The following is a 26,778-nucleotide window of genomic DNA, read 5'->3' as shown; positions in this document are numbered from 1 at the left end:
CGGACTCAGCTGTGCCAGCACTCTCGGTAGCACCCCTCCAGCGTGAAACCGGCCCGGCGAACTCACGATGCGTGATGCCGCCATCACGTTGGTGTGAGATGGGTCACGTGCGGTCGCTTTCCGGATTCGCCGAATGACAGGGTGCAGCGGTCACCCGCCTGCCGAGAGCGAGCTTGGGGGCTTGAAGGTTCTCGGCGACACGCATTACTGGGAGGAAATGCCTGTGAAAGCTCGCACCTGGCTGTCCGGCCTAGCTGCCGGCGCAGTAGCACTCAGCCTCGCGGCACCGGGAGTCGCCAGCAGCGCCCCGGTCCAGGACACGGCAACCGCCAAGAGTCCCGAGGTTCGCACGATCGAGACCCCGAAGGCCGGCGGCGCCGGTCTGGTGACCAAGCGCGACGCGACCGGTCGCGCGCACTCGGTCCGTCCGGCCACCCCGCTGAAGGCCCCGGCCTCGGTCAGCGCGAAGGCCGGCAAGTCCGCGACCAGCAAGCCCGACGCGGCGGCCGTCGCCAAGGCCCAGGTGACCACGGTCGCGCCGTACTTCGGAGCGCGCCCGGCCGACCTGGTGGCCGAGTCGAGCACCCTGTCCGAGTACGGCTCGCAGACCCGCTTCCAGCAGGTCATCGACGGCGTCCAGGTCTACGGCGGCGAGATCGTCACCAGCCTGGACAAGTCCGGTGCGCTGGAGGCCGCCAACGGTGAGGTCGCGCTCGCGACGTACGGGACGTTCCCGGCCGCTGACAAGGCCGACGCCGCGAAGGCGACCGCGCAGAACGCCGCCGTGCAGGCGGTCGCGACCCGCGGCAAGCTCGACGCCGGCAAGCTGACCGCCAAGCTGCAGGGGCCGCGCTGGTTCGACCTCGGCCTGGTCACCCGCCAGCCCGGCTCGACCGCCATCCCGACCTACCTGTACGACGTGACCGGCCCGAACGACGTCCGCTGGCAGGCCATCGTGCATGCCTCCGGCCAGACGCTGCTCGCCTGGGACATGTCCGAGCACCTGAACCGCGTCGTCTGCGACGCCAACCGGACCGTCATCCAGACCGGTGCCGAGGACGTCCGCTGCGGCACCGTGTTCCAGTCCAGCCGCGCGGAGGGCGAAGCGCCGTCGGCGGTCCAGGACGTCAACCAGGTCTACGAGTACTTCGGTGACACCTCCGACACCTACGCCTCGCTGGGCACCGACCTGACCGAGCTGATCGGCGTCGACTACGGCGACGGCAAGGGCAAGGCGCTGCGCGGCACCGTCCGGATCTGCGTCGACGGCGGCTGCCCGTACGCCAACGCGTTCTGGAACGGCGAGCAGATGGCCTTCGGCGAAGGCGTCAGCACCGACGACGTGACCGGCCACGAGCTGACCCACGGCGTCACCCAGCACACCTCCGGCCTGGCCTACCTGTGGGAGGCCGGCGCCATCAACGAGTCGTTCTCCGACATCCTCGGTGAGTTCGTCGACCTGACCAACGGCTCCGCGGACGACACCGCGGCCAACCGCTGGCAGATCGGTGAGGGCTCGAGCCTCGGCGTGATCCGCTCGATGTCGGACCCGACGAAGTTCAACGACCCGGACCGGATGCGCAGCGCGAACTGGTTCGACGACGAGTTCTTCCAGGACAACGGCGGCGTGCACTTCAACTCCGGTGTCGGCAACAAGGCGGCGTACCTGATCGCCGACGGCGGCGCCTTCAACGGCCAGAAGATGCTCGGCATCGGCCTGGCCCGCTCCGAGGTGCTGTGGCACGAGACCCAGAAGGTGCTGACGTCCGGCGCCGACTACGGCGACCTGGCCGAGGGCCTGCGGGCGACCTGCACCAAGCTGGCCAAGAAGAAGAAGTCCGGGATGACCAAGGCCGACTGCGCCCAGGTCGAGCTGGCCATCAAGGCCGTCGAGATGGACTTCGAGCCGGCCGTCGGCAAGCCGGCCCAGGCGCCGGTCTGCGACACCGCCGGTGCGAAGGCCAAGAACCTGTTCAAGACCAGCTTCGCGGAGTACCCGGACGGCAAGGTCGTCCGCGGTGAGGGCTGGGTGCTCGGCAAGGGCGAGGGCCTCGAGGGCTCGCTCGTCGACACGTCGTACTCGCAGGACGGTGACGACTCGATGCTCGGCGTCGTGACGGATCCGGAGGGCTCGATCAGCCTGCAGACCGCGAACGGCACCAAGATCAAGAACACCAAGACGTACCTGCGCTTCACGCACGCGTACAACTTCTACAACGTGTTCATCATCTTCGGTGTCCGGACCGGGGCGGCGACCCTGGAGTACTCCGACAACGGTGGCGCGACCTGGAAGGACACCGCCGCGCTGACCTGGAAGAACGGGCCGACGGTGGACCCGAACTTCGCCGACGAGCCGGCCGCCTGGCACGGCAACTCCGGTGGCTGGGAGACCAGCCGGCTGGACCTGTCGGAGTTCACCGGCAAGCAGCTGAAGTTCCGCTGGACCGGGCACGGCAAGGACTTCGCCGACCTGATCCCGGGCAACTGGTGGCTCGACAACGCCACCATCTACAACTGCAACAAGTGATCTGAGCGCGGGGCCCGGCGGACACCACGTCGCCGGGCCCTGTTCTTGCCCTTTATATGCCCGAAACGGTATATATAAGGCATGAGCGAATCACTGACCAGCGCCGACGGCCGCACCGTACTGCGGATGGAGCGCCGGCTGGCGCACCCGCCGGAGAAGGTCTGGCGTGCACTGACCGAGCCGGGCGAGCTGGCGCACTGGTACCCGGCGCTGGTCGAGCTCGATCTGCGGCTGGACGGGAAGATCAGCTTCACGTTCGACGGCGAGGACGGTGGCACCGGGGTCGTTCGCGCCTACGAGCCGCCGCGCCTGCTGGAGTTCACCTGGGGCGAGGAGATTCAGCGCTGGGAGGTCGAACCGACCGACGACGGCTGCGTGCTCACGCTCACCACGACGTACGACGACCGCCCGGGCTCGGCCAGCTTCACCAGCGGCTGGATCCTCTGCCTGGACGCGCTGAACGCGTCCCTCGGCGGCCAGACCGTTGCCCGGGACAACTACAAGGTCCTGCACGAGCACTACGTGAAGGTCTACGGCCTGGACGCGGGGGAGCGGCGGCCGGACGGATCGCTGTACTTCGAGCGTCAGCTGACCGCGCCGAAGGAGGACGTCTGGCCCCGGCTCGCCAAGCAGCTCGACGTCGACCCGCCCGAGGGCGACGAGCTGAAGGTGAACGGAGCCGAGCTGACGCTGCGCGACGGCAACGGCGGAGCCCGCCTGGTGCTGAGCCAGACGGACCCTGCCCCCGGCGACTACGAGAGCTGGAGAGCGTTGATCGAGTCGGTCGCCGCGGAGGCCGCGACGTACTGACGCAGGTGCTCGGCGGTCAGCGACGCGCTCGACTCGACCAGGTCGGCCGGCGTGCCCTCGAAGACGATCTGGCCGCCGTCGTGACCGGCGCCCGGGCCGAGGTCGATCAGCCAGTCCGCGTGCGCCATCACCGCCTGGTGGTGCTCGATCACGATCACCGTGTTGCCGTCGTCGACCAGCTCGTCGAGCATCGTCAGCAACTGGTCGACGTCGGCCAGGTGCAGCCCGGTGGTCGGCTCGTCGAGGATGTAGATCGAGCCGCGCTTGCTCATGTTGATCGCGAGCTTCATCCGCTGCCGCTCACCGCCGGACAGGGTGGTCAGCGGCTGCCCGAGGCTGATGTAGCCGAGCCCGACCGAGCTGAGCCGGTCCAGGATCGTCCGCGACGGGCCCTTGGCGAAGAAGTCGCGCGCCTCGGTGACCGTCATCCTCAGCACCTCGCTGATGTTCTTCCCGCGCAGCTGCAGCGCCAGCACCTCGGGCGTGAACCGGGCGCCGTTGCACTGCTCGCACACCGACGACACCTCGGCCATCATCCCGAGATCGGTGTAGACCAGCCCGATGCCCTTGCAGGTCTGGCAGGCCCCGACCGAGTTCGCGCTGAACAGCCCCGGCTTCACCTTGTTCGCCTTGGCGAACTCGGCGCGGATCGGGTCCAGCAGTCCCGTGTACGTCGCTGGGTTGCTGCGCCGCGATCCCCGGATGGGGTCCTGCCCGGCGACGATCACGCCGTCGCGGTCGGCCAGCGAGCCGTGGATGAGCGAGCTCTTACCGGACCCGGCGACGCCGGTGACGACGGTCAGTACGCCGAGCGGTACGTCGACGCTGACGTTCTGCAGGTTGTGCAGGTTCGCGCCCTCGATGCGCAGGCTGCTGGTCGGCGTACGGACGTCTTCGCGCAGGCCGATCTTGTGGTCGAGGTACCGGCCGGTGAGCGTGCCGGATTTCAGCAGCCCCTTCACGTCGCCGGCGTAGCAGAGCCGGCCGCCGGCCAGACCGGCGCCAGGACCGAGGTCGACGACGTGGTCGGCGATCCGGATCGTCTCCGGCTTGTGCTCGACGACGAGCACGGTGTTGCCCTTGGTCTTGAGCTGGATCAGCAGCTCGTTCATCCGCTGGATGTCGTGCGGGTGCAGCCCGACGGTCGGCTCGTCGAACACGTAGGTGACGTCGGTCAGCGCCGACCCGAGGTGCCGGACCAGCTTCACCCGCTGGGCCTCGCCGCCGGACAGCGTCCCGGACTCGCGGTTCAGGCTCAGGTAGCCCAGCCCGATGTCGACCATCGAGTCGAGCGTCTCGCGCAGCCCCTGCAGCATCGGCCCGACCGACGGGTCGTCGATCCCGCGGACGAACTGGGCCAGGTCGCTGATCTGCATCGCCGAGCACTCGGTGATCCCGACGCCGTCGATCCGGACGGCGCGCGCCGCCTCGTTGAGCCGGGCGCCGCCGCAGTCCGGGCACGGCCCGAGCTTCAGCGCCCGGTCGGCGAAGGCCCGCGCGGCGTTCTGCATGGTGTCGCGGTCCTTGCCCAGGTACTGCTTCTTCACCTTGCTCGCCAGCCCCTCGAAAGTGAGGTTGCTCTTGCCGACCTTCACCTTGGTCGGCGGCGAGTACAGGAACCGCTCCCACTGCTCGGCCGGGTAGTCGCGCAGCGGCAGGTCGGGGTCGAAAACCGCCGCGAACAGCTGCCAGTACCAGGTGTCGGCGCCGTACCCGGGCGCCTTGATCGGGTCCTGGTTGAGCGACCGGTCGCGGTCGACCAGCTCGTCGAGGTCGATCTCGGTGGCCTTGCCGAGCCCCTCGCAGGTCAGGCACATGCCTTCGGCCCGGTTGAAGCTGAAGGCCGAGGGCGGGCCGGCCGCCGGCGTACCGATCCGGCTGAACAGGATCCGCAGCATGGTGTGCGCGTCGGTGGCGGTGCCCACCGTGGAGCGGGCGTTGGCGCCGATCCGTTCCTGGTCGACGATGATCGCGGCGCTCAGGTTGCGCAACGAGTCGACGTCGGGCCGGGACAGGCTCGGCATGAAGTTCTGCACGAAGGCGGTGTAGGTCTCGTTGATCAGCCGCTGCGACTCGGCGGCGATCGTCCCGAACACCAGCGAGGACTTCCCGGAGCCGGACACGCCGGTGAAGACGGTCAGCCGCCGCTTGGGGATGTCCAGCGACACCCCGCTGAGGTTGTTCTCGCGCGCTCCGCGCACCTGGATCACGTCGTGGCTGTCGGCGATCTCGTCAGAAGACATACATTTAATTCTGACATTGAACCGCCCGTGAAGACTTTGGTGTGAGAATCGGTCCCATGCGTGCCACGGTCAAGGACGTCGCCCGGCGGGCGGGAGTGTCCCCGAAGACGGTCTCCAACGTGATCAACGGTGTCGTGTTCGTCCGGCCGGAGACCCGGGCCAAGGTCGAGCAGGCGCTCAGCGAGCTCGACTACGTCCCGAACCTGAGCGCCCGCGGGCTGCGCAACGGGCGCTCGGGAATGATCGGGCTCGCGCTGCCCGACCTGCTCCGGCCGTACTCGGCCGAGATCACCCACCTGGTCGTCGAGCTCGCCCACGAGCGCGGCTGGGGAGTCCAGATCGAGCAGACCGCGGCCGAGCCGGACCGCGAGTACGACCTGCTCTCCAAGGCGCGCTCGCACCAGATCGACGGGCTGATCCTCAACCCGGTCAACCTCGACGACAGCGCGGTGACGTCGGCCGGTCCGCTGCCGCCCGTCGTACTGATCGGCGACGTGGACCAGGACGTCGTGAGCCAGGTCTGCATCGACAACGTCGCGGCCGCGCGCGACATGACCCAGCACCTGGTCGACCAGGGCTACCGCCGGATCGCCGCCGTCGGTACGCCGGAACTGAAGGGCCGCGTCGGCGGCCGTACCGACTCCGCCGGTACGGCGGCCGCCCGGCTGCGGCTGATCGGCTACCGCGAGGTCCTGACCGCCGCAGGTCTCCACGACCCCGCGCTCGAGATCGCCCTCGACCGCTGGAGCCCCGAGGGCGCCGCGGCCGTCGTCGGGCGCTACCTGGACGACCACGAGCCGCCGGACGCGATCTTCTGCTTCACCGACACGATCGCCACCGGGACGCTGTCGGCGCTGTGGTCGGCCGGCGTCGCCGTACCGGCCGACTGTGCGGTCGCCGGGTTCGACAACATCCTGGAGAGCCGGTTCACCGTGCCGCCACTTTCAACCGTCGATTTCGACCGGCGGGCCTTCGTCGAGGCGGCGCTGGACCTGCTGGGAGAGCGGATGGCCGACCGGTCCGCGCAGCCGCGGCGGGTCGTCGTACCGCATCGGCTGGTCGAGCGCGCCAGCACCGCACGCTAGCGAACACGTTTCGACAAAAACCATGACGGCTAGCCCTTGTCAGCGCATTGCAACGATGTAATGATCGGTGCCGCCTGCGAAGGAGACTGCCCCCATGACTTCGTCCGACCGACATTTCTCCCGCCGCCGCCTGCTCTCCGGAGCGGCCGCGCTGGCCGGCGGAAGCCTGCTGCTCGGCTGCTCGCCGGGCAGCCGCGACTCCGGCACCGAGCTCAACTACTGGCACCTGATGACCGGTGGCGACGGCATCGTGATGGCCGGCCTGGTCGACGCGGTGAACGGGCTCAACGCCGGGTTCCACGCCAAGCAGACCGTGCTCGCGTGGGGTCCGCCGTACTACACGAAGCTGGCGATGGCCTCGGCCGGCGGCCGTGCTCCCGACCTCGCGATCATGCACGCCTCCCGGATCGCCGGCTACGCGCCCGGCGGACTGCTGGAGCCGTGGGACCTCGACCTGCTCGCCGAGGTCGGCCTCAAGGAGAGCGACTTCCCGCCACTGGTCTGGCAGAAGGGCCTGTACGACGGCAAGCTCTACTCGATCGCGCTCGACACCCACCCGTTCGTGCTCTACTACAACACCGAGCACGCCGCGAAGGCCGGTGTCACCGACTCGCTGGCGACGCTGGACAGCGCCGAGGAGTTCACCGAGGTCGCGACCAAACTGCAGAAGGTCACCGGCAAGCACGGGCTGTCGTACGGCTACCTCGGTGACCCGTCGCAGATGTGGCGGCTGTTCTACACCTTCTACCGTCAGACCGGCGCGGAGATGAAGCTCGTCCCCGGCACCAAGGCCGAGGTCGACCAGGACGCCGCGGTGACGGCGCTGAAGTTCGTGCAGTCGTTGCTCAACGACACGATCGCGACCCGCAGCGGCGACGGAGGGACGGCGGTCAGCGAGTTCCTGCACGGCGAGAGCGGGATGCTGTTCGGCGGCGTCTGGGAGCTGCCGGTGCTGAAGGACTCCAAGATGCCGTTCGACGCGATGCCGATTCCGACGCTGTTCGGGCAGCAGGCGGCGTACGCCGACTCGCACACGTTCGTGCTGCCCCGCCAGTCCAAGACCGACCCCGGGCGGCGCCGCTACACCTACCAGCTGGTCGCGGAGATCCTGAAGCGCTCGGTGAAGTGGGCCGGGGCCGGCCACATCCCGGCGTACCAGCCGGTGGTGAAGAGCGCGGAGTACCTGGAGCTCAAACCGCAGTCGAACTACGTCGGCATCCCGGCGTACGTGAACTACGACCCGGACGTCTGGTTCAGCGGCGCCGGCAGTGACTTCACCGGCTACTTCGCGGAGAACGTGCAGAACGTCTACCTCGGCAGCGGGGACCCGGCGGCCGGTTTCGACGGGTTCGTGCAGCGGCTGAACAAGCTGCTCGACCGCCCGCAACCGGTCTGAGCGACGAACGGAGATCACGATGCCGACAGCAGTCGACAGCCCCGCCGCCGACCTGGTGGTTGCGGACGGCAACAGTACGGGCCGGGTCCGGGCCAAGCGCGGCGAGTCGCTGACCGGGTGGGCCTTCGCGGCGCCGTTCGCGGTGCTCTTCGGCCTGTTCCTGGTCGTCCCGGCCGTCTACGGCCTGTACCTGAGCTTCACCGGTGAGACCCTGACCGGCGCGAACGGCGAACTGATCGGGTTCGCGAACTTCGCCGAGGCGCTCGGCGACCCGGACATGTGGAAGTCGTTCGGCAACACGCTGTGGTTCACGCTGCTCAGCACGGTGCCGCTGGTGGTGCTGTCGCTGGCGTTCGCGCTGCTGGTCAACCTCGGGCTGCCCGGCCGGTGGCTGTGGCGGCTGTCGTTCTTCCTGCCGTACCTGCTCGCCTCGACGGTCGTGGTGCTGTTCTGGTCATGGATGTACAACCCGAAGCTCGGGCTGATCAACGGGGTGCTGGCCGAGTTCGGGATCGCGCCGGTGGCCTGGCTGCAGGACCCGAACGTGGCGATGATCTCGGTGGTGCTGACCACGCTGTGGTGGACGATCGGGTTCAACTTCCTGCTCTACCTGGCCGCCCTGCAGAACATCCCCGAGCAGCAGTTCGAGGCGGCCGCGATCGACGGCGCCGGCAAGTGGCGGCAGCTGTTCTCGATCGTGATCCCGCAGCTCGCGCCGACCACCGCGCTGATCGTGACGCTGCAGGTGCTGGCCTCGCTGAAGGTCTTCGACCAGATCTACATGCTCACCAACGGCGGCCCGGCCGGGTCGACCCGCTCGATCGTGCAGTACATCTACGAGGCCGGCTTCACCGGCTACCGGTTCGGCTACTCGTCGGCGATCTCGTACCTCTTCTTCGCGATCATCGTGCTGATCTCGATCGCACAGTACAAGCTGATCAACCGCAGGAGCGCCCAGTGAGCACGGTGTACAGACAAGGTCACAAGCCGGGGGAGAACCCCTGGAGCGTCTCGCGGCTGGTCGCTCTGCTGGTGCTCGCGTTCCTCGCGGCGACCTGGCTGGTGCCGTTCTTCTGGGCGGTGCTGACGTCGCTGAAGAGCGAGGCCGACGCCGGTGCGTCGACGCTGAGCCTGTCGCCGCCGGACGGTTTCAGCTTCGAGGCCTACCGCAAGGTGCTCACGGCGGGCGATATTCCGCTCTGGGCATGGAACAGCCTGTTCACCTCGGTGCTGATCACGTTCGTGACCGTCGCGACCTCCGCACTGGCCGGTTACGCGTTCTCCCGGATCGATTTCCGCGGCCGGCGCTGGCTGTACGGCGCGATCATCGCCGCCATCATCATTCCGCCGCAGTTGCTGATCGTTCCGCTGTTTCGGCAGATGCTCGCCTTCGACCTGGTCGACACCTATTGGGGAATCATTCTCCCGCAAGCGTTTGCGCCGGCGATGGTGCTGATCCTGAAGCGATTCTTCGACCAGATTCCGGTCGAGCTCGAGGACGCCGCCCGGGTCGACGGGGCCAACCGGCTGCGGGTGTTCTGGTCGATCGTGCTGCCGTTGTCGCGGCCAATTCTCGCCGCGGTGGCGATCTTCGTGTTCATCGGTGCGTGGAACAACTTCCTGTGGCCGTTCATCGTCACCACCGACGCCGACCTGATGACGCTGCCGGTCGGTCTGCAGACCGTGAAGAGCGCGTACGGCCTGCAGTACGCGCAGAACATGGCCTCCGCACTGCTGGCCGCATTACCACTGGTCCTGGTGTTCCTTTTCTTCCAGCGCCAGATCATCAAGGGCATCGCCACCACCGGCTTCGGCGGCCAGTAATCCTCACATCCCCTTGAAAACCTCCTCACAGTCAGCAAGGCTGCTGCGATGGCTCTGTCACTGTGAGGAGTGATGGGACCTGTTGCAGTATTCAACTAGTCCCTCGGGGGACCCAATGAGGAGGGGGATCTGTGTCAGCCATGAGGCGGCTCGCCGAGCAGCGCCGTGATGTGAGGAGTCACGGCACGTCAACGCTCGGCAGGGCTTCGATCCAACCAGCGGTCTGCACCGGCATCCACGAGGTGAGCTCGTCGATCCGCACCGGGCGGCCGCGACGCGTGGCGGTTCTGACCTTGAGCAACGGTCTGACCACCACACTGCGTCTCGACGACGGTGCGCAGGCACCGAAGCCGGGCGCGACGGTGTTCGTGACGGGTGGCCGTGGGATGGGTGATCAGCCCGCCACAGGTGGGGTCATCCTCGCGCCGGCGTATCCGAGCTAGAACACCCGGCTGCAGCAGTGACTCGCCGGTCTCAGGTCAACGCCGAGCTGAGCCCGGCAAGTCACTGGAAAGACTTCTACTCCTCGAACGGCTGGGTCAGTGCTCGCACCTCGATCGGCGAGTACTTCGCCTCGACCAGCCGGCCGGCGAGCTCGGTGGCCCGTTCCAGGGTGCAGTCGAGCAAGTAGTAGCCGGCCAGCACTTCCTTGGCCTCGGTGAACGGCCCGTCGGTGACCGCCGGGGCGTCGTTGCGGATCTGGACGACGCGGGCGTTGTCGAGCGTCAGGCCGTCCGCGGCGACGAACTCGCCACTGGCCCTGGTCTCGGCCAGGACCGCCCGGTGCACGTCGTGCACCGCCTCCATCCCCTCGGCCTCCAGGGCCTTCCAGGTCTGGTCGTTGCCGTAGATCAGCAGCATGTATTTCACGTGGCCTCCTCGATGGGTTTCGAGGCTACGTCGGAGCCGGTGCCATCCGCTCGACACCGGCTCCTGACGACGGCTACTGCTGCGCTGCGGTCCGCGCTGCCTTCAGGTCGATCCGCAGCCGGTCGGCGACGGGGATCGCCGGGTCGGAGTACTGACCGGTCAGGCAGATCGGGCCGTCCCAGCCCAGTGCTTCGAGGCTCGCGAACGCGCTCGACCAGTTCGCGAGGCCGTCGGCGCCCTGGACGAACCACGGCTTCCAGGCGCCACCGACGTCGCTGCCCGGCTCGGTCGGGATGTAGGTGACGTTCTTCAGGTTCACGATCCCGAGCCGGTCCTTGGCCAGCTCCAGCGTGATCTTCGGATCGTCGCCGGCCAGTACGTCGTGCGCCGCGTCCCACACGACCTTGAACTCCTCCGGCAGCCCGTCGAGCAGTTGCACGACCCCGAGCGTCGACGCGACGAACTTCCCGTGGTGCGGCTGCACCCCGACCTGTACGCCGTACTGCCGCGCGAACCCGGCCGCCGCCTCCAGCTCGGCCCGGTTGCGCCGTACCGAGGCGGCGTACCCGTCGTCGCCGAGCGACGCCATGATCCGGATCATCGGCACCCCGGCCGCGGCGGCCGCCGCGAAGGTCGACTCCTCGAGCCCACTGGCGATGCTGATCGGCTCGACCCCCGCGGCCCGGAGCTGCTCGGTGAACTCCGGCAGCGCCTTCTCGGCGCTCGCCGGGGTCACGTACGCGGTGTCGCGGACGGGGATCTCCGCGCCGCCGAAGCCGAGTCCGGCGACGAGCTCGCCGAGCTCGGTGCCGGGCAGCTCGGCCCAGGGTTTGGTGAAGACGGACCAGATGTAGTTCATGGGTTCAGCGGCCTCCGAGTCCACTCATGGTGATGCCCTTGACGAACCAGCGTTGGGTGAGGAAGAAGAGCACGATCAGCGGCACGGTCGTGATGGTCGCTGCCATCAGCAACAGGTTCCACTGGGTGCCGTTGGTGTCCTGGAACACCTGCAGCCCGACGGCCGCCGTACGGGTCGCCTCGCTGTTGGAGATGACCAGCGGCCAGAGCAGGTTGTTCCACTGGCCGATGAACTTGAACACCGCCAGCGTCGCGATCGCCGGCACGGCCAGCGGCACGATCACCCGGACGAACGCCTGCCACCGGTTGGCGCCGTCCAGCCGGGCGGCCTCCTCGTAGTCGCGGGGGATGCCGAGAAAGAACTGCCTGAGCAGGAAGACACCGAGAGCGGTGAACGCGTGCGGCAGGATCATCCCCGGCCAGGTGTCGATCCCGTGCATCTTCGCGACCAGCACGAACTGCGGGATCAGCGTCACCTGCGACGGGATCATCAGCGTGGCCAGGTAGATGCCGAACAGCCAGGTCCGGCCGGGGAACTGCAGCCGGGCGAACGCGTACGCCGCGAGCGCCGCGGTGACGGTCTCCAGCAGCGTCGTCCCGGCGGCGAAGATCACCGTGTTCACCAGGTACCGGCCGAGCGGGACCAGGTCGAACGCGCGGGTCAGGTTCTCCGGGTGCCAGGTGCTCGGCCAGAACGACGGCCGCGCGGCCATCGACTCGGCGTCGGACTGGAACGCGACCAGCACCATCATCACGACCGGGACCAGTGTCACCGCCGTCACCACGAAACACGCGAAGACGATCAGTTTGCGAGTGGCGACCGGGTTGCTCCGCAACGGAGCGAGCGCGTTAGTTGTCATAGTGGACGAGCCTCCGCTGGAGCAGGAACTGGGCCGCGGTGATCACCACGATGAAGCCGAACAGGACCAGCGACTGCGCCGCGGCGTACCCCTGGTCGTAGTTCTCGAAGCCGGTCCGGTAGATGTACATGACCAGCGTGGTGGTGCGCGATCCCGGACCGCCGTTGGTCATGATGAGTGCCTGGTCGAAGACCTGGAACGACCCGATGATCGACGTCACCACGACGAAGAACAGTGCCGGGGACAGCATCGGCAGCGTGACGCTGCGGAAGGTCTGCCACGCGTTGCTGCCGTCGACCTTCGCGGCCTCGTAGAGCTGCTGGGGGATCGCCTGCAGGCCGGCCAGGAAGACGACCATGCCGAACCCGAAGCTCTTCCAGACGCTCATCGCGATCAGCGCGGGCATCGCCCAGTTGTCCGAGATCAGCCACTTCGGGCCGTCGATCCCGACCAGCCCGAGCACGGCGTTCACCAGGCCGTCGTGCGGGATGTAGAGCCAGATCCAGACGAACGCGACCGCCACCGTGATCGTTGCGTACGGCAACAGCAGTAGCGAGCGGAAGACCGCGATCCGGCGGACGCCCTCGTTGAGCAGCAGCGCCAGCGCGAGGCTGACCACGATGGTCACCGGGACGCTGACGAAGGTGAAGTACGCCGTGTTGCCGAGCGCCGACCAGAACGTCGGGTCGGGGCCGAGCCGGGCGAAGTTCTTCAGCCCGGCCCAGGTGGGGGAGCTGAACAGGTTCCAGTTCAGCAGGCTGATCACGCCGGCCGCGAGCACCGGGCCGGCGGTGAAGATCAGGAACCCGATCAGGCTGGGCAGGATGAACAACCAGGCGGTGAGCGCCTCTTTGTTCTTCGGCTTCTTCGCGGCCCGCTGGTCCGGCCGGCGAGTTGTTGTTGCGGCAGGGAGTGTGTCGACAGCCATGCCGGTCATCCCTTCCTGGCCGAGGCCTGGCGGACGTTGTCCTGGTGCTGCTGCATCAGGACGTCCAGCCGCGGCGTCAGCCCGTCGATCGCCTCCCGGACCGGGACCTGCCCGAGGAACGTCCGCGGCAGGTCCTGGCCGAGCAGCTGCTTGACCTGGTTCCAGTTCGTGGTCACGTCGAACGGGTGACCGCCGGCGATCTTGCCGGCCAGGATGTCCTGCACGATGCCGAGATTGTCCGGCGGCGGCTTGAACGCGCTGCCCGCCGACAACCGGGCCGGGTTGTTGCGGCCGGCTTTGGCGTAGATGTCCAGGGCGCCCTTGCTGGTGAGCGTCTTCAGCAGCTTCCAGGCGAGGTCGAGGTCGGCGCCCTTGACCTTGGCCGGGATCGCGAAGCTCGACCCGGAGACCCGCGGCGTGCTGCCGGCGGCGCCGGCCGGGAAGGGCATGATGTCCCAGTCGAACTTGGCCTTCCGCACGTTCACGACCTGCCAGGGCCCGTTGTGCATGAAGGCGACGTTGCCCTCCATGAAGTTGGCCAGCGAGCTCTCGGTGACCAGGTTCGCGATCGGCGGCGTCACCTTGTCCTTCACGAACAGGTCGACGACGTACTGCACGGCCTCCATCGCCTCGGGAGCGTTCAGCGCGCTCTTGTCCCAGGCCTCGTTCATCACGTTGCCGCCGGCGCAGTAGATCCACGAGACCAGGTCGTCGATCGACGGCGCACAGGTGAAGCCGAACTGGTCGGGACCGGTCAGCTCCTTGGCCAGGTCGCGGAACGTCGCCCACGACATCGGCACGGTCGGCGACGGTGCCGGGATGCCCTTCTTCGCCAGCAGGGTCTTGTTGTAGTAGATCACCGTCGGCGCGACGTCGAAGCCGATCGCGTAGGTCTGGTCGTTGAACGAGCTGATGTCGCGGATCGGCTGGTAGAAGTCGTCGAGGTCGAAGTCGGGGTCGCCCTCGATCAGGTCGTCGAGCGGCCGGTGCGCGCCGCGCGCGGCGTAGGTCGGGATCAGCCAGCCGTTCAGCGCGGTCACCAGGCCCGCGGTGCCGCTGACCAGCTGCAGGTCGAGTTTGGTCGGGTAACCGCCGGACGGGGTCAGGGTGGGCACGGACTCGACCTTCAGCTCGCGTTCGACGTACGCGCTGAAGTCGTCCCACACCTTGCGTTCGGCCGGGCTGCTGGACCACATGGCCCAGGCCGCGGCGCCTTGTCGTGGACCGGAGGAGCAGCCGGCGGCTGCTGCTCCCAGTCCGGCCAGGCCGGTCAGCTTGAGCACGCTGCGGCGGGACAGCTGGGGTTGCATCAGGGGACTCCTCAGGTGAAGAGCAGGTCGATCGACTCGGCGCGGATCCGCTCCTCGTCGACCACGACGCCCAGGCCAGGGGCGGTGGGGACCGTCGCGACGGCCTTGGTGATGGTCAGGCCCTCGACGTACAGGTCGGACAGCAGCTCCGGCCCGTTCAGCTCGGCGGGCAGTGCCAGCTCCAGCTGGCTGAACACGTGCAGCGCGGCCGCGAAGCCGATCCCGCAGTCGGTCAGGCCGCTGGAGAGAATCTCCAGACCGCCGGAGAGCGCGACCTGCGCGGTCTTCAGCGCGGCCCGCAGACCACCGGACTTGCAGACCTTCACGACTACCAGGTCCGCGGCGTCGAGCTGGATCGCCCGGGCCAGGTCCTGCGCGGTGAAGCTGCCCTCGTCGATCGCGACCGGCAGGTCGATCAGCCCGCGCAGCCGGCGCATCGCCAGCAGGTCGGTGCTCGGCACCGGCTGCTCGACGCAGTGGATCGTGCGGATGTCCCGGGTCCGGTCGAGCAGCTGCTTGAGCGCGCTCGGCCGGTAGGACTGGTTCGCGTCGAGCCACAGCGGCTTGGTGCCCGCGACCTCGGCGACCGCCTCGATGATCGCGGCGTCCTGGTCGGGGTCACCCCCGATCTTCACCTTGTACGCCGCATAGTCCGACGACTGCTGCGCGTGCTCGCGCACGGTCTCCGGTGCACCGACCCCGATCGCCGAGCAGAGCGGGATCTCGTCGTGCACCTTCCCGCCGAGCAACGCGTGCACCGGTACGCCGGCCAGCTTCCCGGCCGCGTCGTGCATCGCCAGGTCGACCGCCGCGCGGGCGAACGGGAAGCCGTTCGACACCGCCGGGCTGAGCCGCTTGGCCGCCTGCTGGTGGAACAGCTCCACGTCGTACGGCGTGAGCTCGAGCAGGATCGGCGTCAGGTGCCGCCTGATCACGACCGCGATCGTCTCGGCGGTCTCGTAGCTCCAGCTGGGGAGCGCTCTCTGCTCTCCCCAGCCGACCACGCCGTCCTCGGTGGTCAGCTTCACGAACACGACCGCGCCGGCCTGGTCGGGCCGCTGGTCCGGGCTGCCGACGGCGCCGCTGCCGAGCACGAACTGCCGCGCGAACGGCACCGCGACGGCGAACACCTCGACCTGTCTGATTCGTGACATCTTCGGGCTCCTTACGCCTGGATCGCCCAGGACGCGGGGTCGACGTAGCTCGGGCCGTGGGTGCCGTGGTCGAGGTACTGGATCACGTCGGCGACCACGTGACCGGCCAGCGCGAGGTGGCCCTCTTCGGTGTCTCCGGCAACGTGCGGGGTGAGCAGCAGATTGGGTGCCTCCAGCACCTTCTGGTCGAACGTCGGCGGCTCCGGGTCGTACACGTCGAGGGCGGCGTAGATGCGGCCGTCGAGTGCGTGCTCGAGCAGCGCCGCCTGGTCGATCGCAGGTCCACGCGACGAGTTCACGACCACCGCGCCGTCGGGCAGCTGCTCGATCAGCTTGCGGGTGACCATGCCCTGGGTCTCGGGAACGTTCGGCACGTGCAGGCTGACGAACCGCGCCTGCAGCGTCTCCTCCAGCTCCGCCCGGCGGACGCCGAGCCCGGCGGCGCGCTCGTCGCTCAGGTACGGGTCGTAGACGACGATGTCGCACCCGAATGGCTTCAGCAGGGTGATCAGCGCGCGGGCCGTCGAGCTGGCGCCGAGGATGCCGACCTTCGCGCCGGCCAGCTCGTGACCCCGGTACGCCGTCTGCTTCCAGCCGCCGGCGCGGATCGCGCCGTCGAAGCGGGGGAGCCGGCGCGCGAGCGTCAGCATCGCGGCCAGGCAGTACTCGCCGACCGACCACGCGATCCGGCCGCCGGCGGTGAAGACCGCGACCCCCTGGTCGAAGATCACCGGGTCGACCAGCTTCTTGACCGACCCGGCCGCGTGCGCGACGGCCTTCGGCCCGGCGCCGTCGGCCCAGATGTCCTTGCTCAGGTGCGGCGTACCCCAGCTGGTGAGCACGACGTCGGCGTCACGGGAGAGCGCGGCCACCGTTTCCGGGCTGATCTCGGGCGCCCAGGTCACCTCGAACCGCTGCTCGATCAGCGCCCGGGTCGCCGGGTCGATCACGTCCTCGGCGCGCTCCGGCGTCATCACCACGGCCAGCTTGCTCACTTGGGCTCCTCACCTGTCGGTTGGCTCGAAGGTAAAGGCTTTCCGTTATGCTCGTCCAAGCCCGATTCCGCATCGATCGATACCGAGGGCGCATGGACCTGTCACTGCAGCAGCTCAAAGGCTTCGTCGCGGTCGCCGAGGAACAGCACTTCGGCCGCGCCGCGCAGCGCCTCAACATGACCCAGCCGCCGCTGACCCGGCAGATCCAGGCGCTGGAGCGCTCTCTGGGCGTGAACCTGTTCGACCGGACCGGCCGGGGAGTGCGGCTGACCGCGGCCGGCGGCGTGTTCCTGGAACACAGCCACCGGGTGCTCGCGCTGCTGGAGGTCGCACCGGAGGCGACACGGCGCGCGGCCGACGGGCAGACCGGGACGCTGCGGCTCGCGTTCACGGCGATCGGGGCGTACGCCGTACTGGCCGACTTCCTGGCGATGGTGAACCGGCGGATCCCCGCGGTCAGCGTCGAGCTGACCGAGCTGGTCAGCCCCGATCAGTTCGAGGCGCTGGCGAACCTGGAGATCGACCTCGGCCTGGTCCGGCCGCCGATCCCGGACGGGTTCGAGTCGCTGCTGGTGCACACCGAGGACCTGGTGCTCGCCGTCCCGGCCGATCACAAGCTCGCCTCCGGGTCGGCGCCGGTCACGCTCGCCGACGTCACCGACGAGTACATCGGGTACAGCCCCGAGGGCTCGCGCTACCTGCACGACATCTGCGCGGCGATGATCGGCATGAACCGGTACGCCGTCAGCCAGCTCGCCTCGCAGGTCCCGACGATGCTGGCGCTGGTCCGCGCGGGGCTGGGGTGCGCGCTGGTGCCGCGCTCGATCATGGCGATGGGTGTCGACGGCGTGCGTTACCGCGAGCTCGACGCCGCCGACGCGCACTCGGTGACGCTGCACGCCTGCTGGAGCCCCGACAGCCCGAACCCTGCCCTCCAACGTCTGGCAGAGTCGCTACGTCAGCAGCCACAGCTGGAGGAGTAGCCCCTTGCCCACCCCGCAGTTCCCGCCCGGCGCGAGCCAGCAAGTCCCGACCACCGACCTGAGTCCGGTGGTCGCCGCTCTCCGCGCCGCAGGCTGTGTCTTCGCCGAGGACGAGGCCGACCTCATCCTCTCGACCGCGACCTCACCCGAGCAGATCACTCAAATGGTCGCTCAACGCACCTCCGGCCTCCCGCTCGAACAGGTCCTCGGCTGGGCCTCCTTCCACGGCGTCCGCGTCCTGATCGACCCCGACGTCTTCGTCCCCCGCCGCCGCACCGAGCACCTCGTCGACGAGGCCATCGCCCGCTGCACCCCCGACGCGGTCGTCGTCGACCTGTGCTGCGGCTCCGGCGCCCTCGCGCTCGCCGTCGCCACCGCCGTACCAGGCGTCGACCTCTACGCCGCCGACCTGCACCCGGCCGCCGTCCGGAACGCCCGCCGCAACCTCCCCACCGCACAGGTCCTCGAAGGCGACCTCTACGACGCCCTTCCCACCGGCCTCCACGGCCGCATCGACATCCTGCTCGCGAACGTCCCGTACGTCCCGACCGGTGACGTCCAGTTCCTCCCCGCCGAAGCCCGGCTCCACGAACCGCGTCTCACCCTCGACGGCGGCCCCGACGGCCTCTCCCTACTGCGCCGGGTCGCCGCCGAAGCGCCGACCTGGCTGTCGACCGGCGGCCACCTCTTCACCGAGGCGAGCGCCGACCAAGCACCCGTCGCCGCGCAGATCCTCGCGGACGCCGGCCTGGAACCCACCATCACCACCGACGAGGACGACTTCGCCACCACCCTCATCGGCAGGAGACCATGATCACCGTCCGCACCGCCACCGCCGCCGACCTGGACGGCGTCGTCGCGTCCTGCACCGCGCTGTTCGCCGAGGATGCCGCCCAGCGCGACCCGCTCCGCAACCAGTCCTGGCCCGCGACGTACGCCGGCGGCTGGGCGAGCGGCCTGCTCACCGACCCCGAGTCCTTGGTGCTCGTGGCAACGACCGACGACGCGGTCGTCGGCCACCTGATCGGCAAGTTCCTCCCCGCGAGCGAGATGTGGATCGCACCCCGCGCGGAGCTGATCAGCATGTACGTCCGCCCGGAGGTCCGCGGCGGCGGAGGCGCCGGCCAGCTGATCGAGGCGTTCGCCGACTGGGCCCGGCAGCGCGGCGCCGCCCGTCTGGAGGTCGACGCCTACGCCTCCAACGAGCGGGCCCTGCGCGTGTACGAGCGGCACGGCTTCCGCCCGCACTCGATCCAGCTCACCACAGACTGAAAGGCGCCCGGCCGGGGCAACGCCACCCCGGCCGAGCGCGGTCAACTCAGAGCGTGCCCTTCACCTTCCTCGCCTCCAGGGCGAACATCGACAGGTTCGGCGTCAGCACGGCCGCCGAGGTGTCGTCGCCGATCGCGACCCAGCGCTGGTTGAGCGGTGCACAGACCCCGTGCGACTGCGAGTCGGTGCGGATGTCGACCAGGCTGAGCTGCGTCGTGCTCAGGCCGAGCGCCGTACGGATGTTGCCGAGTGCGGTCTGCTGCGCCGTGGTGAGCGCGTTCAGCAGGCCCTGCAGGTACTGCGTCTCGTTGGTCTGCAGGTTGTACCGCGTGTCCGGCTTGCTGCCGGAGGCCGCCGTACCGCCCGAGCAGGAGACGCTCGAACCGGTGCCGAAGACCGACGGGTAGCTGACGAACCGGATCTTCGCCGACGGCGCGTACGCGCGGATCCGGTCGACGACCGCGCGCAGGTTGCGCGTGGTGTCGGTCGCCGAGATGTCACCGGCCCGCGGACCGTGGTTGGTCGGGTTGCCACCGGAGTCCACGCAGGTCGTGAGCGCGATGCAGGCCGTCATCTGCCCGAGCACCGTGCCCGTCCACAGCGTGTCGGTCGACGTGTAGGTGTCGTTGGCGCCGATCGTGACCGTGACCGTGTCAGTGCCGGAACCAAGGGCGCCGGTGCCGGGGGCTCCGCCGGAGTACCCGTTGGCCGCCTCGGCGATCTCGTCGCCGTCGGTGCTGGTCGTCCCGGTCGGGTTGGTCGCGTTCGCGATGCTCTCGCTCTTGTCACCCGGGCAGGACGCGTCGTACGTCGTGTCCCGCCGGCCCTGCGTGTCGGCCAGGTACTGGACCTGGTTCCAGCGCGCCCGCTCGCACTTGATCGTCACCGTCGTCCCCGACTTCACGTAGCCGCGCGAGTTCGGCGACGACGACTGCGTCACACCCGGCCCGGCGGAGAAGTTGTCGCCGAGGTTGACCGTCTTGGCCCAGCCCTGACCGGTCGGGGTGATCGTGAGCCGGTCGAAGTTGAACCCGCCGGTCTCGATCCGGACGTACAGCGCGTGCGCACCGGCCGGCAGGTTCACCGGCTGGGCGATGTCGATCCAGGTCTGCCAGCCTCCGGTGTTCGGCACCGTGAGTTGCGCCGGGCTGACCACGTTCGCGACATTGGTCGGGTGGTCGACGGCGTACCTGATCCGCCCGGAGGTGAACTCGCTGGCCACCCGCGCACTGATCGTGTACGACGCGGCGTTCGGCGTGTAGAAGTCGTAGCGCAGCCACTCCCCGTTCTCGGTGTTGCCGATGTCGTAGTTCTCCAGCTTGGTGCCGTCGGACGAGCTGGGCTCGAGGTCGACGTCACCGCCGCGGTAGTAGCCGTACAGCGGGAGCCCCTGGTACGTCGCGTTGTCGTTGAACCCCTTGGAGTCCTTGGCCCCGGTGTCGTAGCCGCCCGGCCCGTAGTCCTCGGCCTCGATCACCGCGCCCGCGGCGATCTCGTTGACGCGGGAACCTTCCAGGTAGTGCAGCGCGACGGTCCCGGACTCGACCACGAAGGTCAGCGTGTGCACGCCGGCCGGGATCTGCTTGCCGTACAGCGACATCGTGCTCCAGCCACCGCCGGTGCTCGCGAAGCTCTGCGACCCGAGCGACACCCCGTCGAGCTCGACCCGGAACTGCGCGCTCACGGTCGACGAGACCCGGGCGTGCACGTCGAAGTTGCCGCCGCTGAGCACGTTCGCGGTGTAGTTGACCCGGTCACCGGTGGCGAGGTTGTTGATGCCCGGCGCGGTCGGGAAGTCACCGTCCCCGGTCGAGGTCACCGTGTTGACGCCCTTGTCCCGGTACACGTTCGACATCGTCCGGGTCGCGATCTGGTACCCGGCACCCTGGCCGCCGTCGTTGTAGTCGGCCCCGAACAGCGTGCCCGGGAGCACCCCGGTGTTCAGCGGCGAGAACCCGGCGGCCCCGACGGCCGTGGACTTGAACGGCTGCCCGACGGCCGGCAGCGGGTTCACCATGATCCCCGCGACGGTCGGTGTCCCGGTCACCGCGACCGTGGACAGGTTGAGCGTGCCGTCGGTGACGGCCACCTCGACCGGTTTGCTGCTCGTCGCGGTCTTGCCGCCCATGGCCAGGGCCCACGGATCGATGACGTCGGGGAGCGTCGTGCCCTCCGCGGCCAGCTGGAACTTGCGCTGGTTGACGCCGGTGGAGGTGTTGTCGCTGAGCTGCAGCGTCACCCGGTAGCGCCCGTTCGGCACGGTGAGCGCGTAGCTGAAGTTCCCGTCGCGGGTCTTCTGGTACAGCGCGTCGTCCGGCGTGTTCGCGATCGCGGCCGACGTACTGGCGATCGAGCCGCCGGTGAAGTTGCCGTCAGCATCGAACTTGGTGCCCGAGTGGTCGGTCGACCCGGTGGTCGCACCGGCGTCGATCGCGTACGACGTCCGGGCGCCGCTCCAGGTGAACGTCGTGGTCGAGTGCTCCGCGAGCGTGGCGGTGAAACCGGCCGAGTCCTCGCCGACCGTGAGGTTCTGCTGCGGCCCGCTGTTCACCACGACCAGCACCCGCTGCCCGTCGGGGTTCTCGAACGCGGTCTGGACGACGGTCGACCCGGTCTTGCCGCCCTCGGCGGCGATCCGGTGCGCGCCGGGCTTGACGAACTTCGAGAACTGGCCGAGCTGGTAGTACTTCGGCAGGTACGAGATCGTCGCCGGGTTCGTGCTGGTGTCGACCTCGACCAGCGGCTCCTGCGGCGCGCTGAGCGGCGTCACCGGGCCACCGTTCTGGTCCAGCACCATGTTCCAGTAGATGTAGGCGTTCCGGCCGCCGTTGGTCTGGGCCACCAGTTCGCGACCCCACTTCTCGTCGCGGATGTAGTTGTCCGGCTCGGCCTGACCGAGGTCGGTGTGCTCGCTCATCCAGGTCGAGTAGCCGGGTTTCACCTGCTCGAGGAAGTTCACGTTGCCGTTGACGCAGTACGGGCGGTTGCCGGCCGGGCCGAAGTCGCACTCGTAGGGGTGGAAGTCGACACCGCCGGTGTACTCGCGGGTGGCCGCGTCGAGGAGCATGTCGGCCGGGTAGTACCAGTGGTCCTGGTTGTGCTCGTAGATCCGGATCTTGGTGTTCGTCGAGGTCGCGGCGAACCTCGGGCCGAGGTAGTTGCCGACGAAGTCGGACATCTGGTCGAAGTCCCACTTGGTCGCCTCGAACGCCGCCGGGTTCTCCGGCTCGTTCTGCACCGACACGTCGTCGATGGTGATGCCCCGGGCCGCGTAGGCCGCGACGTACTTCTGGAAGTAGTTGGCGTAGGCCGTGTAGTACTGCGGGTTGACCGACGGCTTGACCAGGTAGGGCAGCACGCCGGGCATCAGCGGGTTCTGGCCGAGCAGCGACTTGTTGTCCTTCATCCAGCCGGGCGCCGTCCACGGCGAGGCCATCAGGCGGAAGGCGCCCTGGGCCTTGGCGGCCTGGATGTAGGGCACCAGGTTGGCGTCGTCGTGGGCGACCGAGAAGTTGCTCAGCGCGAAGTCGTCGACGTTGCCGGCGGTCTCGTCGTAGGAGTAGTGGGTCAGCGCGAAGTCGCTGGACCCGATCGGGGTGCGGGCGATCGTGAACCCGGCGCCGGAGGTCGGGTTGAACAGCTTCGACATCACCTGGGTGCGCTGGGCCGAGCTGACGTTCGGCTTGTTCAGCGTGTCCCAGCCGGCCTCGTTGAAGGTCGCGCCGTAGCCCTCGATCGGCTGGAACTGCCGGGTCGCGTCGACCCGGACGTCCGGCACGGTCGAGAGCGCGGTGAAGTTCAGCCCGCCCTTCGCGGTGAGCTGGTCGCCGGCCAGTGAGGTCGCCGTGACCGCGACCGGCGTACCGGTCGGGGCGGCGTAGGCCGGGGCTGGGGACGTGGGGGCGATCAGTGGAGCTGCGGAGACTGCGATGGTTGCCGAGGCGGCGACCACCCATCGTGACTTCATGGTCCTCCCAGTGGCGGGCCCGCCGGAGCGGGCTGTGACTATAGTCAGTGAGGCTGACTATCAACGTGGGTGACTGCGAAACAGGGCAGAGCGGAGCAGCCGGAGCGCTTCGGCGCTCTGGCGGACGGAGTGCTGCGGGGTCAGGCCGTGACGGCGTACACGCGGTGGCCGGGGACGAGCTTCAGCGGTGCGTGCTCGAAACGGAACAGGGTGGACTGCGGAGACGTGAGGTCGGTCAGCGTCCCGTTCGGTACGCCGGGCAGGTAGAGCAGGGAGTCGTCGAAGCCGTCACCCCAGTGCACGACGTGGACGATCAGCTCCCCGGGCAGCGGGCGGATCCCGATCAGGGTGTTCGGGATCCGCCCGCCCGGTCCGATCAGCGCGGGCGAGGGGAGGGCCGGCAGCTGATCGGTGACCTCGATGACGGTGCGGCCTTCGGCCCGCAACCGCGCCACCTGGTCGGGGTCGACACCGCAGCGCGGCGGGATCACGACCGGGACCCCGACCGGCGACGTCAGCTCCGTCGCGGTGTCCCACAGGTCGTACGGCATCCCGCGCTCGGTGAGTTGCAGCAGCGTCCGCTCCCAGAGCCGGTACGGCGCCGCCGTCTCCTCGTCGTACCAGTCGACGTCGGGCAGCCGCGACGTCCCGGTCACCGAGTACGCCGCGTGCGCGTCGGGCCGGTGCCACGCGACCACCACGCTCGGGACGACCGGCGCGGTGAGCGCCTCGGGCCGCCGGTGCGCCAGGCCGACGAGCTGGTCGATCGGCGCGAAGAAATCCGACCGGCGGCCGTCGTTCTCCAGCGGCGCGAGCTCCCAGTTCTCCCGGTTGCCGAGCATGTAGAGGTTGAACCCGGCGAAGCCGAGCGCGACCGCCGCACCCCACCAGACCTCCTGCTCCAGCGGCGTCGGGTCGGGGTACTCGACGAGCTCGCCGGGGGAGCGCCAGATCCCGGCCTGCAGCTCGGGGATCCACGGGAGCGGTTCCCCGGCCGCCCGGGCCGTCGCGGCCGAGCGCGCGAGGCGGTGGATGTCGGCGGTGTCGAGCGGCGGGATGTAGTAGTGGTCCTCGCCGGTCGCCGCGCCGACCTCACGCCGTACGGCGGAGTGCGCGACCGGGACGTCGTGCACGGGATGCGTCACCAGGTTCACCGTGTACAGCAGGTCCTGGCCGCCGAGCTTCTCGTGCATGGCCTTCAGCGTCGCCAGGTAGCGCGTGGTCGAGGCGGTCTTGAAGGCGATCCAGTCCTCGAGGCTCTGCGCCGACGGCGGCCCGTCGAGGCTCGGCCGGCGCGGCGGCCAGACGGTGCCGGTGTCGCCGTGCCGATCGCGCATCCACTCCCGGTACGCCGTGACCGAGGCCTCGCTGTAGTCCGAGCCGTAGAGCGAGTCCTGGAAGCAGAGACTCGGCTCGTTGTCGAGCTGCAGCGCGACGACCGGACCGTGCGGGTGCACCTGGTCGCCGATCGCCTCCCAGACCGCGGCGAACCAGTCCTCGACCACGGACAGGTAGCGCTCGTCGGCGTAGCTCGGCATCGGGTGCTGGAACGGCGGGTTGTACCCGAGCACGATCTCGCCCTGGTCGTCGCGGACCAGCAGCTCGGTGCGCTCCAGCAACCAGTCGGGATAACCCCCGCCGGGCTCCTCGGCACAGATCCACGGCCCGGGCTTGAGCTGCACCAGCGTACCGGCGTCGGCGCAGATCCGCAGGAACCGCCGTACGTCGAGCCGCGGGTCGTCGCGCCCGGTGAAGTCCAGCCGGCCCTGCTCCGGCTCGTGCCGCCGCCAGGACAGGTAGCTGCTGATCAGCGTCACGCCGGCCGCCCGGGCGGCCCGCACAGCGGGCTCCCAGGTCTCCGGCTCCATCCGCCAGAACTGGATCTCCCCGGCGATCAGCGGGAGCTCGTCCCGGCCGACCCGGAGCAGACCGCCGGCCACGGTGACCGTGCTCATCCCTTCACCCCTCCCGCCGCGTTGCCCGCGACCAGCCACTTCTGAATGACGCTGAACAGGACGATGCTCGGGATGGCGACCAGGATCGACATCGCCGCGAGCTGGTTCCACGACACCTCGTACGCGCTCGACAGCTGCGACAGGCCCACCGGCAGCGTCCGGTGCTCGTCGCTGTTGGTGAACGTCAGCGCGAACGTGAACTCCTCCCAGGACCCGATGAAGATGAAGATGCCGGCAGCAACCACACCGGGCCGCGCCGCGGGCAGCGCGGCGTACCACATCGCCCCGAACTGGCCGGCGCCGTCGATCCGGGCCGCCTCGTCGATCTCCTTCGGGACCTGGTCGAACGCGGTCTTCATCAGCCACGCCCCGAGCGGCGCGGACGCGCTCACCTGGGCCAGCACCAGCGCCCAGGGCGTGTCGATCAGGTTCAGCTTCGACACGATGCTGAACAACGGGATGATCAGCAGCACCGACGGGAACATCTGGGTGGCCAGCAGCCCGACCACGATCGCCAGCCGGCCGCGGAACTGGTACCGCGACAGCGCGTAGCCCGCCATCACGCCGATCAGGATCCCGATCGCGACCGTGCACACGCTGACCAGCAGCGAGTTGCCCAGCCAGGCGACGAAGTTGCCGCGGCTCACGACGTACGTGAAGTTCTCGAACGTCGGGTGCGACGGCAGCAGCGCGTGCGGACTCTGGTACAGCTCCTCACGGGTCTTGAACGCGTCCGCGACGATCCCCAGCATCGGCAGCAGCGCGAAGACCGCCAGGATCACGGCCCCCAGCCAGAGCAGCAGGCGCTTCGGCCTCACGACAGCGCCTCCTTGCCGAACGCACGGATGTAGACGGCCGAGCCGGCGCCGACGATCGCGAACAGGATCATCGACAGCGCCGAGGCGTAGCCGAAGTCGAAGCTGGAGAACGCGCTCTTGTAGACGAACGTGGTGAGGATGTCGGTGGAGCCGGCCGGCCCACCGCCGGTCATCACGTAGATCGAGCTGAAGTTGTTGAAGGTCCAGATCAGCGCCAGCAGCGTGCTGGTCATCAGCATCGGCTTCAGCAGCGGCACGGTGATCCGGAGGAAGGTCTGCGTCCAGGACGCCCCGTCCACCCCCGCGGCCTCGTAGACCTCACCGGGGATGGAGGCCATCCCGGCGATCAGCAGGACCATGATGAACGGGAAGCCCCGCCAGACGTTCGCCATGACCACCGCGGCCAGCGCGGTGTTCGGGTTGGACAGCCAGGCCTCCTGCAGACCCGACAGACCGAACACGCCGAGCAGCTGGTTGATCAGCCCGTAGTCCGGTTGGTACAGCAACTTCCAGGCCAGCGCACCGACGACCACGGGCGTCGCCCACGGCAGCACGAAGATCGCGCGCAGGATCCGGGCCCCGGCCAGCTGCTGCAGGAGCAGGGCTCCGGCCATCGCGACCACGAGCTGCAGGGCCACCGACCCCACCGTCCAGATCACGCTGTTGCCGAACACCGACCAGACCTGGTGGTCACCGAACGCCTGGGTGTAGTTCTCGACCCCGACGAACTCCCAGCCCTCGTGCTTGACCGGGTTCACGTCGAACAGGCTCTGCACGGCGACCGTGCCGATCGGGTACACGACGAACGCGGCGACCGCGAGCAGCGCCGGAGCCAGGAACAGGTACGGCGCGAGCGCCTCCCGGCGGCGCCGCCTCCGCGGGTGGGACCGGTGGGCCCCACCCGCGAGAGCTGGTGTCACAGA

Annotated in this window: 22 protein-coding genes; 10 read left to right on the top strand and 12 right to left on the bottom strand. The window is 69.0% G+C overall.

Going from position 1 to position 26,778, the window contains the following annotated elements; translation table 11 throughout:
* Positions 1-217 precede the first annotated feature (217 nt).
* The gene (locus ACZ6Z4_RS10600; RefSeq protein WP_465561204.1) at positions 218-2,527 is read left to right on the top strand and encodes a M4 family metallopeptidase; all 2,310 of its coding nucleotides are present in this window, start codon (positions 218-220) and stop codon (positions 2,525-2,527) included.
* A gap of 81 nt (positions 2,528-2,608) precedes the next feature.
* Positions 2,609-3,337 carry an SRPBCC family protein gene (locus ACZ6Z4_RS10595; RefSeq protein ID WP_465561201.1) on the top strand — a complete coding sequence of 243 codons (729 nt, stop codon included), beginning with the start codon at positions 2,609-2,611 and terminating at the stop codon, positions 3,335-3,337.
* On the opposite strand, the gene ACZ6Z4_RS10590 is transcribed toward ACZ6Z4_RS10595, so the two are convergent.
* A complete protein-coding gene (locus tag ACZ6Z4_RS10590) occupies positions 3,280-5,580 on the bottom strand; it encodes an ATP-binding cassette domain-containing protein (protein ID WP_465561198.1) in 2,301 nt (766 codons plus the stop codon). The two genes, ACZ6Z4_RS10595 and ACZ6Z4_RS10590, sit on opposite strands and share 58 nt — an antisense overlap.
* Positions 5,581-5,636: 56 nt before the next feature.
* Here ACZ6Z4_RS10590 and ACZ6Z4_RS10585 point away from each other — a divergent pair, with 56 nt between their 5' ends.
* From ACZ6Z4_RS10585 to ACZ6Z4_RS10565, 5 genes are all read left to right on the top strand, one after another.
* Positions 5,637-6,665, top strand: coding sequence for a LacI family DNA-binding transcriptional regulator (locus ACZ6Z4_RS10585; protein WP_465561195.1), 1,029 nt, complete (start codon positions 5,637-5,639; stop codon positions 6,663-6,665).
* A 94-nt stretch (positions 6,666-6,759) separates the two neighbouring features.
* Positions 6,760-8,061, top strand: coding sequence for an extracellular solute-binding protein (locus ACZ6Z4_RS10580; protein WP_465561191.1), 1,302 nt, complete (start codon positions 6,760-6,762; stop codon positions 8,059-8,061).
* Between the two features lie 19 nt (positions 8,062-8,080).
* Positions 8,081-9,022, top strand: a complete 942-nt coding sequence (locus ACZ6Z4_RS10575; RefSeq protein WP_465561187.1) for a carbohydrate ABC transporter permease — start codon at positions 8,081-8,083, stop codon at positions 9,020-9,022.
* Positions 9,019-9,885: a carbohydrate ABC transporter permease gene (locus ACZ6Z4_RS10570; protein WP_363677567.1), complete on the top strand. Its 867-nt coding sequence runs from the start codon at positions 9,019-9,021 to the stop codon at positions 9,883-9,885. Before ACZ6Z4_RS10575 ends, ACZ6Z4_RS10570 begins: the two co-directional genes overlap by 4 nt.
* A 140-nt stretch (positions 9,886-10,025) precedes the next feature.
* The gene (locus tag ACZ6Z4_RS10565) at positions 10,026-10,328 is read left to right on the top strand and encodes a hypothetical protein (RefSeq protein ID WP_465561182.1); all 303 of its coding nucleotides are present in this window, start codon (positions 10,026-10,028) and stop codon (positions 10,326-10,328) included.
* Between the two features lie 76 nt (positions 10,329-10,404).
* On the opposite strand, the gene ACZ6Z4_RS10560 is transcribed toward ACZ6Z4_RS10565, so the two are convergent.
* From ACZ6Z4_RS10560 to ACZ6Z4_RS10530, 7 genes are all read right to left on the bottom strand, one after another.
* Positions 10,405-10,746 carry a YciI family protein gene (locus ACZ6Z4_RS10560; RefSeq protein WP_465563743.1) on the bottom strand — a complete coding sequence of 114 codons (342 nt, stop codon included), beginning with the start codon at positions 10,744-10,746 and terminating at the stop codon, positions 10,405-10,407.
* Between the two features lie 82 nt (positions 10,747-10,828).
* The gene (locus ACZ6Z4_RS10555; RefSeq protein ID WP_465561178.1) at positions 10,829-11,614 is read right to left on the bottom strand and encodes a sugar phosphate isomerase/epimerase family protein; all 786 of its coding nucleotides are present in this window, start codon (positions 11,612-11,614) and stop codon (positions 10,829-10,831) included.
* 4 nt (positions 11,615-11,618) lie between these two features.
* Positions 11,619-12,473: a carbohydrate ABC transporter permease gene (locus tag ACZ6Z4_RS10550; protein ID WP_465561175.1), complete on the bottom strand. Its 855-nt coding sequence runs from the start codon at positions 12,471-12,473 to the stop codon at positions 11,619-11,621.
* A complete protein-coding gene (locus ACZ6Z4_RS10545) occupies positions 12,463-13,401 on the bottom strand; it encodes a carbohydrate ABC transporter permease (protein ID WP_465561171.1) in 939 nt (312 codons plus the stop codon). Before ACZ6Z4_RS10545 ends, ACZ6Z4_RS10550 begins: the two co-directional genes overlap by 11 nt.
* A 5-nt stretch (positions 13,402-13,406) precedes the next feature.
* Positions 13,407-14,711, bottom strand: a complete 1,305-nt coding sequence (locus ACZ6Z4_RS10540; RefSeq protein ID WP_465561168.1) for an ABC transporter substrate-binding protein — start codon at positions 14,709-14,711, stop codon at positions 13,407-13,409.
* Between the two features lie 11 nt (positions 14,712-14,722).
* The gene (locus tag ACZ6Z4_RS10535) at positions 14,723-15,865 is read right to left on the bottom strand and encodes a mandelate racemase/muconate lactonizing enzyme family protein (protein WP_465561164.1); all 1,143 of its coding nucleotides are present in this window, start codon (positions 15,863-15,865) and stop codon (positions 14,723-14,725) included.
* Between the two features lie 11 nt (positions 15,866-15,876).
* Positions 15,877-16,860 (bottom strand): hydroxyacid dehydrogenase, encoded by a 984-nt coding sequence (locus tag ACZ6Z4_RS10530; protein WP_465561161.1) that lies wholly within the window; start codon positions 16,858-16,860, stop codon positions 15,877-15,879.
* Between the two features lie 92 nt (positions 16,861-16,952).
* Here ACZ6Z4_RS10530 and ACZ6Z4_RS10525 point away from each other — a divergent pair, with 92 nt between their 5' ends.
* Genes ACZ6Z4_RS10525 through ACZ6Z4_RS10515 form a run of 3 tightly spaced genes read left to right on the top strand, consistent with a single transcriptional unit; the run spans position 16,953 to position 19,115 of the window.
* Complete coding sequence (locus ACZ6Z4_RS10525; RefSeq protein ID WP_465561158.1) at positions 16,953-17,843, top strand: LysR family transcriptional regulator; 891 nt, start codon at positions 16,953-16,955, stop codon at positions 17,841-17,843.
* A 4-nt stretch (positions 17,844-17,847) separates the two neighbouring features.
* Positions 17,848-18,657, top strand: a complete 810-nt coding sequence (locus tag ACZ6Z4_RS10520; RefSeq protein WP_465561155.1) for a putative protein N(5)-glutamine methyltransferase — start codon at positions 17,848-17,850, stop codon at positions 18,655-18,657.
* A complete protein-coding gene (locus tag ACZ6Z4_RS10515; protein ID WP_465561152.1) occupies positions 18,654-19,115 on the top strand; it encodes a GNAT family N-acetyltransferase in 462 nt (153 codons plus the stop codon). Before ACZ6Z4_RS10520 ends, ACZ6Z4_RS10515 begins: the two co-directional genes overlap by 4 nt.
* A gap of 46 nt (positions 19,116-19,161) precedes the next feature.
* Here the strand turns inward: ACZ6Z4_RS10515 and ACZ6Z4_RS10510 are convergent, their stop codons facing one another.
* The 4 genes from ACZ6Z4_RS10510 to ACZ6Z4_RS10495 all read right to left on the bottom strand — a co-directional run bounded on the left by ACZ6Z4_RS10510 (position 19,162) and on the right by ACZ6Z4_RS10495 (position 26,775).
* Positions 19,162-23,082 carry a carbohydrate-binding protein gene (locus tag ACZ6Z4_RS10510; RefSeq protein WP_465561148.1) on the bottom strand — a complete coding sequence of 1,307 codons (3,921 nt, stop codon included), beginning with the start codon at positions 23,080-23,082 and terminating at the stop codon, positions 19,162-19,164.
* A gap of 140 nt (positions 23,083-23,222) precedes the next feature.
* Positions 23,223-25,037: a beta-galactosidase gene (locus ACZ6Z4_RS10505; protein WP_465561145.1), complete on the bottom strand. Its 1,815-nt coding sequence runs from the start codon at positions 25,035-25,037 to the stop codon at positions 23,223-23,225.
* A complete protein-coding gene (locus ACZ6Z4_RS10500) occupies positions 25,034-25,855 on the bottom strand; it encodes a carbohydrate ABC transporter permease (RefSeq protein WP_465561142.1) in 822 nt (273 codons plus the stop codon). Before ACZ6Z4_RS10500 ends, ACZ6Z4_RS10505 begins: the two co-directional genes overlap by 4 nt.
* A complete protein-coding gene (locus ACZ6Z4_RS10495; protein WP_465561139.1) occupies positions 25,852-26,775 on the bottom strand; it encodes a carbohydrate ABC transporter permease in 924 nt (307 codons plus the stop codon). Before ACZ6Z4_RS10495 ends, ACZ6Z4_RS10500 begins: the two co-directional genes overlap by 4 nt.
* Between the last annotated feature and the right edge of the window lie 3 nt (positions 26,776-26,778).

This window comes from Kribbella sp. NPDC104740 (assembly GCF_055583505.1).
This window is presented reverse-complemented; position numbering and strand designations above follow the sequence as displayed.

Coding starts and splice junctions, on each gene's coding strand:
- ACZ6Z4_RS10575 (WP_465561187.1), top strand. CDS start 8,081: ATGCCGACAGCAGTCGACAGCCCCGCCGCCGACCTGGTGGTTGCGGAC.
- ACZ6Z4_RS10595 (WP_465561201.1), top strand. CDS start 2,609: ATGAGCGAATCACTGACCAGCGCCGACGGCCGCACCGTACTGCGGATG.
- ACZ6Z4_RS10525 (WP_465561158.1), top strand. CDS start 16,953: ATGGACCTGTCACTGCAGCAGCTCAAAGGCTTCGTCGCGGTCGCCGAG.
- ACZ6Z4_RS10505 (WP_465561145.1), bottom strand. CDS start 25,037: ATGAGCACGGTCACCGTGGCCGGCGGTCTGCTCCGGGTCGGCCGGGAC.
- ACZ6Z4_RS10540 (WP_465561168.1), bottom strand. CDS start 14,711: ATGCAACCCCAGCTGTCCCGCCGCAGCGTGCTCAAGCTGACCGGCCTG.
- ACZ6Z4_RS10550 (WP_465561175.1), bottom strand. CDS start 12,473: ATGACAACTAACGCGCTCGCTCCGTTGCGGAGCAACCCGGTCGCCACT.
- ACZ6Z4_RS10600 (WP_465561204.1), top strand. CDS start 218: ATGCCTGTGAAAGCTCGCACCTGGCTGTCCGGCCTAGCTGCCGGCGCA.
- ACZ6Z4_RS10560 (WP_465563743.1), bottom strand. CDS start 10,746: ATGCTGCTGATCTACGGCAACGACCAGACCTGGAAGGCCCTGGAGGCC.
- ACZ6Z4_RS10590 (WP_465561198.1), bottom strand. CDS start 5,580: ATGTCTTCTGACGAGATCGCCGACAGCCACGACGTGATCCAGGTGCGC.
- ACZ6Z4_RS10565 (WP_465561182.1), top strand. CDS start 10,026: ATGAGGCGGCTCGCCGAGCAGCGCCGTGATGTGAGGAGTCACGGCACG.
- ACZ6Z4_RS10545 (WP_465561171.1), bottom strand. CDS start 13,401: ATGGCTGTCGACACACTCCCTGCCGCAACAACAACTCGCCGGCCGGAC.
- ACZ6Z4_RS10555 (WP_465561178.1), bottom strand. CDS start 11,614: ATGAACTACATCTGGTCCGTCTTCACCAAACCCTGGGCCGAGCTGCCC.
- ACZ6Z4_RS10580 (WP_465561191.1), top strand. CDS start 6,760: ATGACTTCGTCCGACCGACATTTCTCCCGCCGCCGCCTGCTCTCCGGA.
- ACZ6Z4_RS10535 (WP_465561164.1), bottom strand. CDS start 15,865: ATGTCACGAATCAGACAGGTCGAGGTGTTCGCCGTCGCGGTGCCGTTC.
- ACZ6Z4_RS10585 (WP_465561195.1), top strand. CDS start 5,637: ATGCGTGCCACGGTCAAGGACGTCGCCCGGCGGGCGGGAGTGTCCCCG.
- ACZ6Z4_RS10515 (WP_465561152.1), top strand. CDS start 18,654: ATGATCACCGTCCGCACCGCCACCGCCGCCGACCTGGACGGCGTCGTC.
- ACZ6Z4_RS10510 (WP_465561148.1), bottom strand. CDS start 23,082: ATGAAGTCACGATGGGTGGTCGCCGCCTCGGCAACCATCGCAGTCTCC.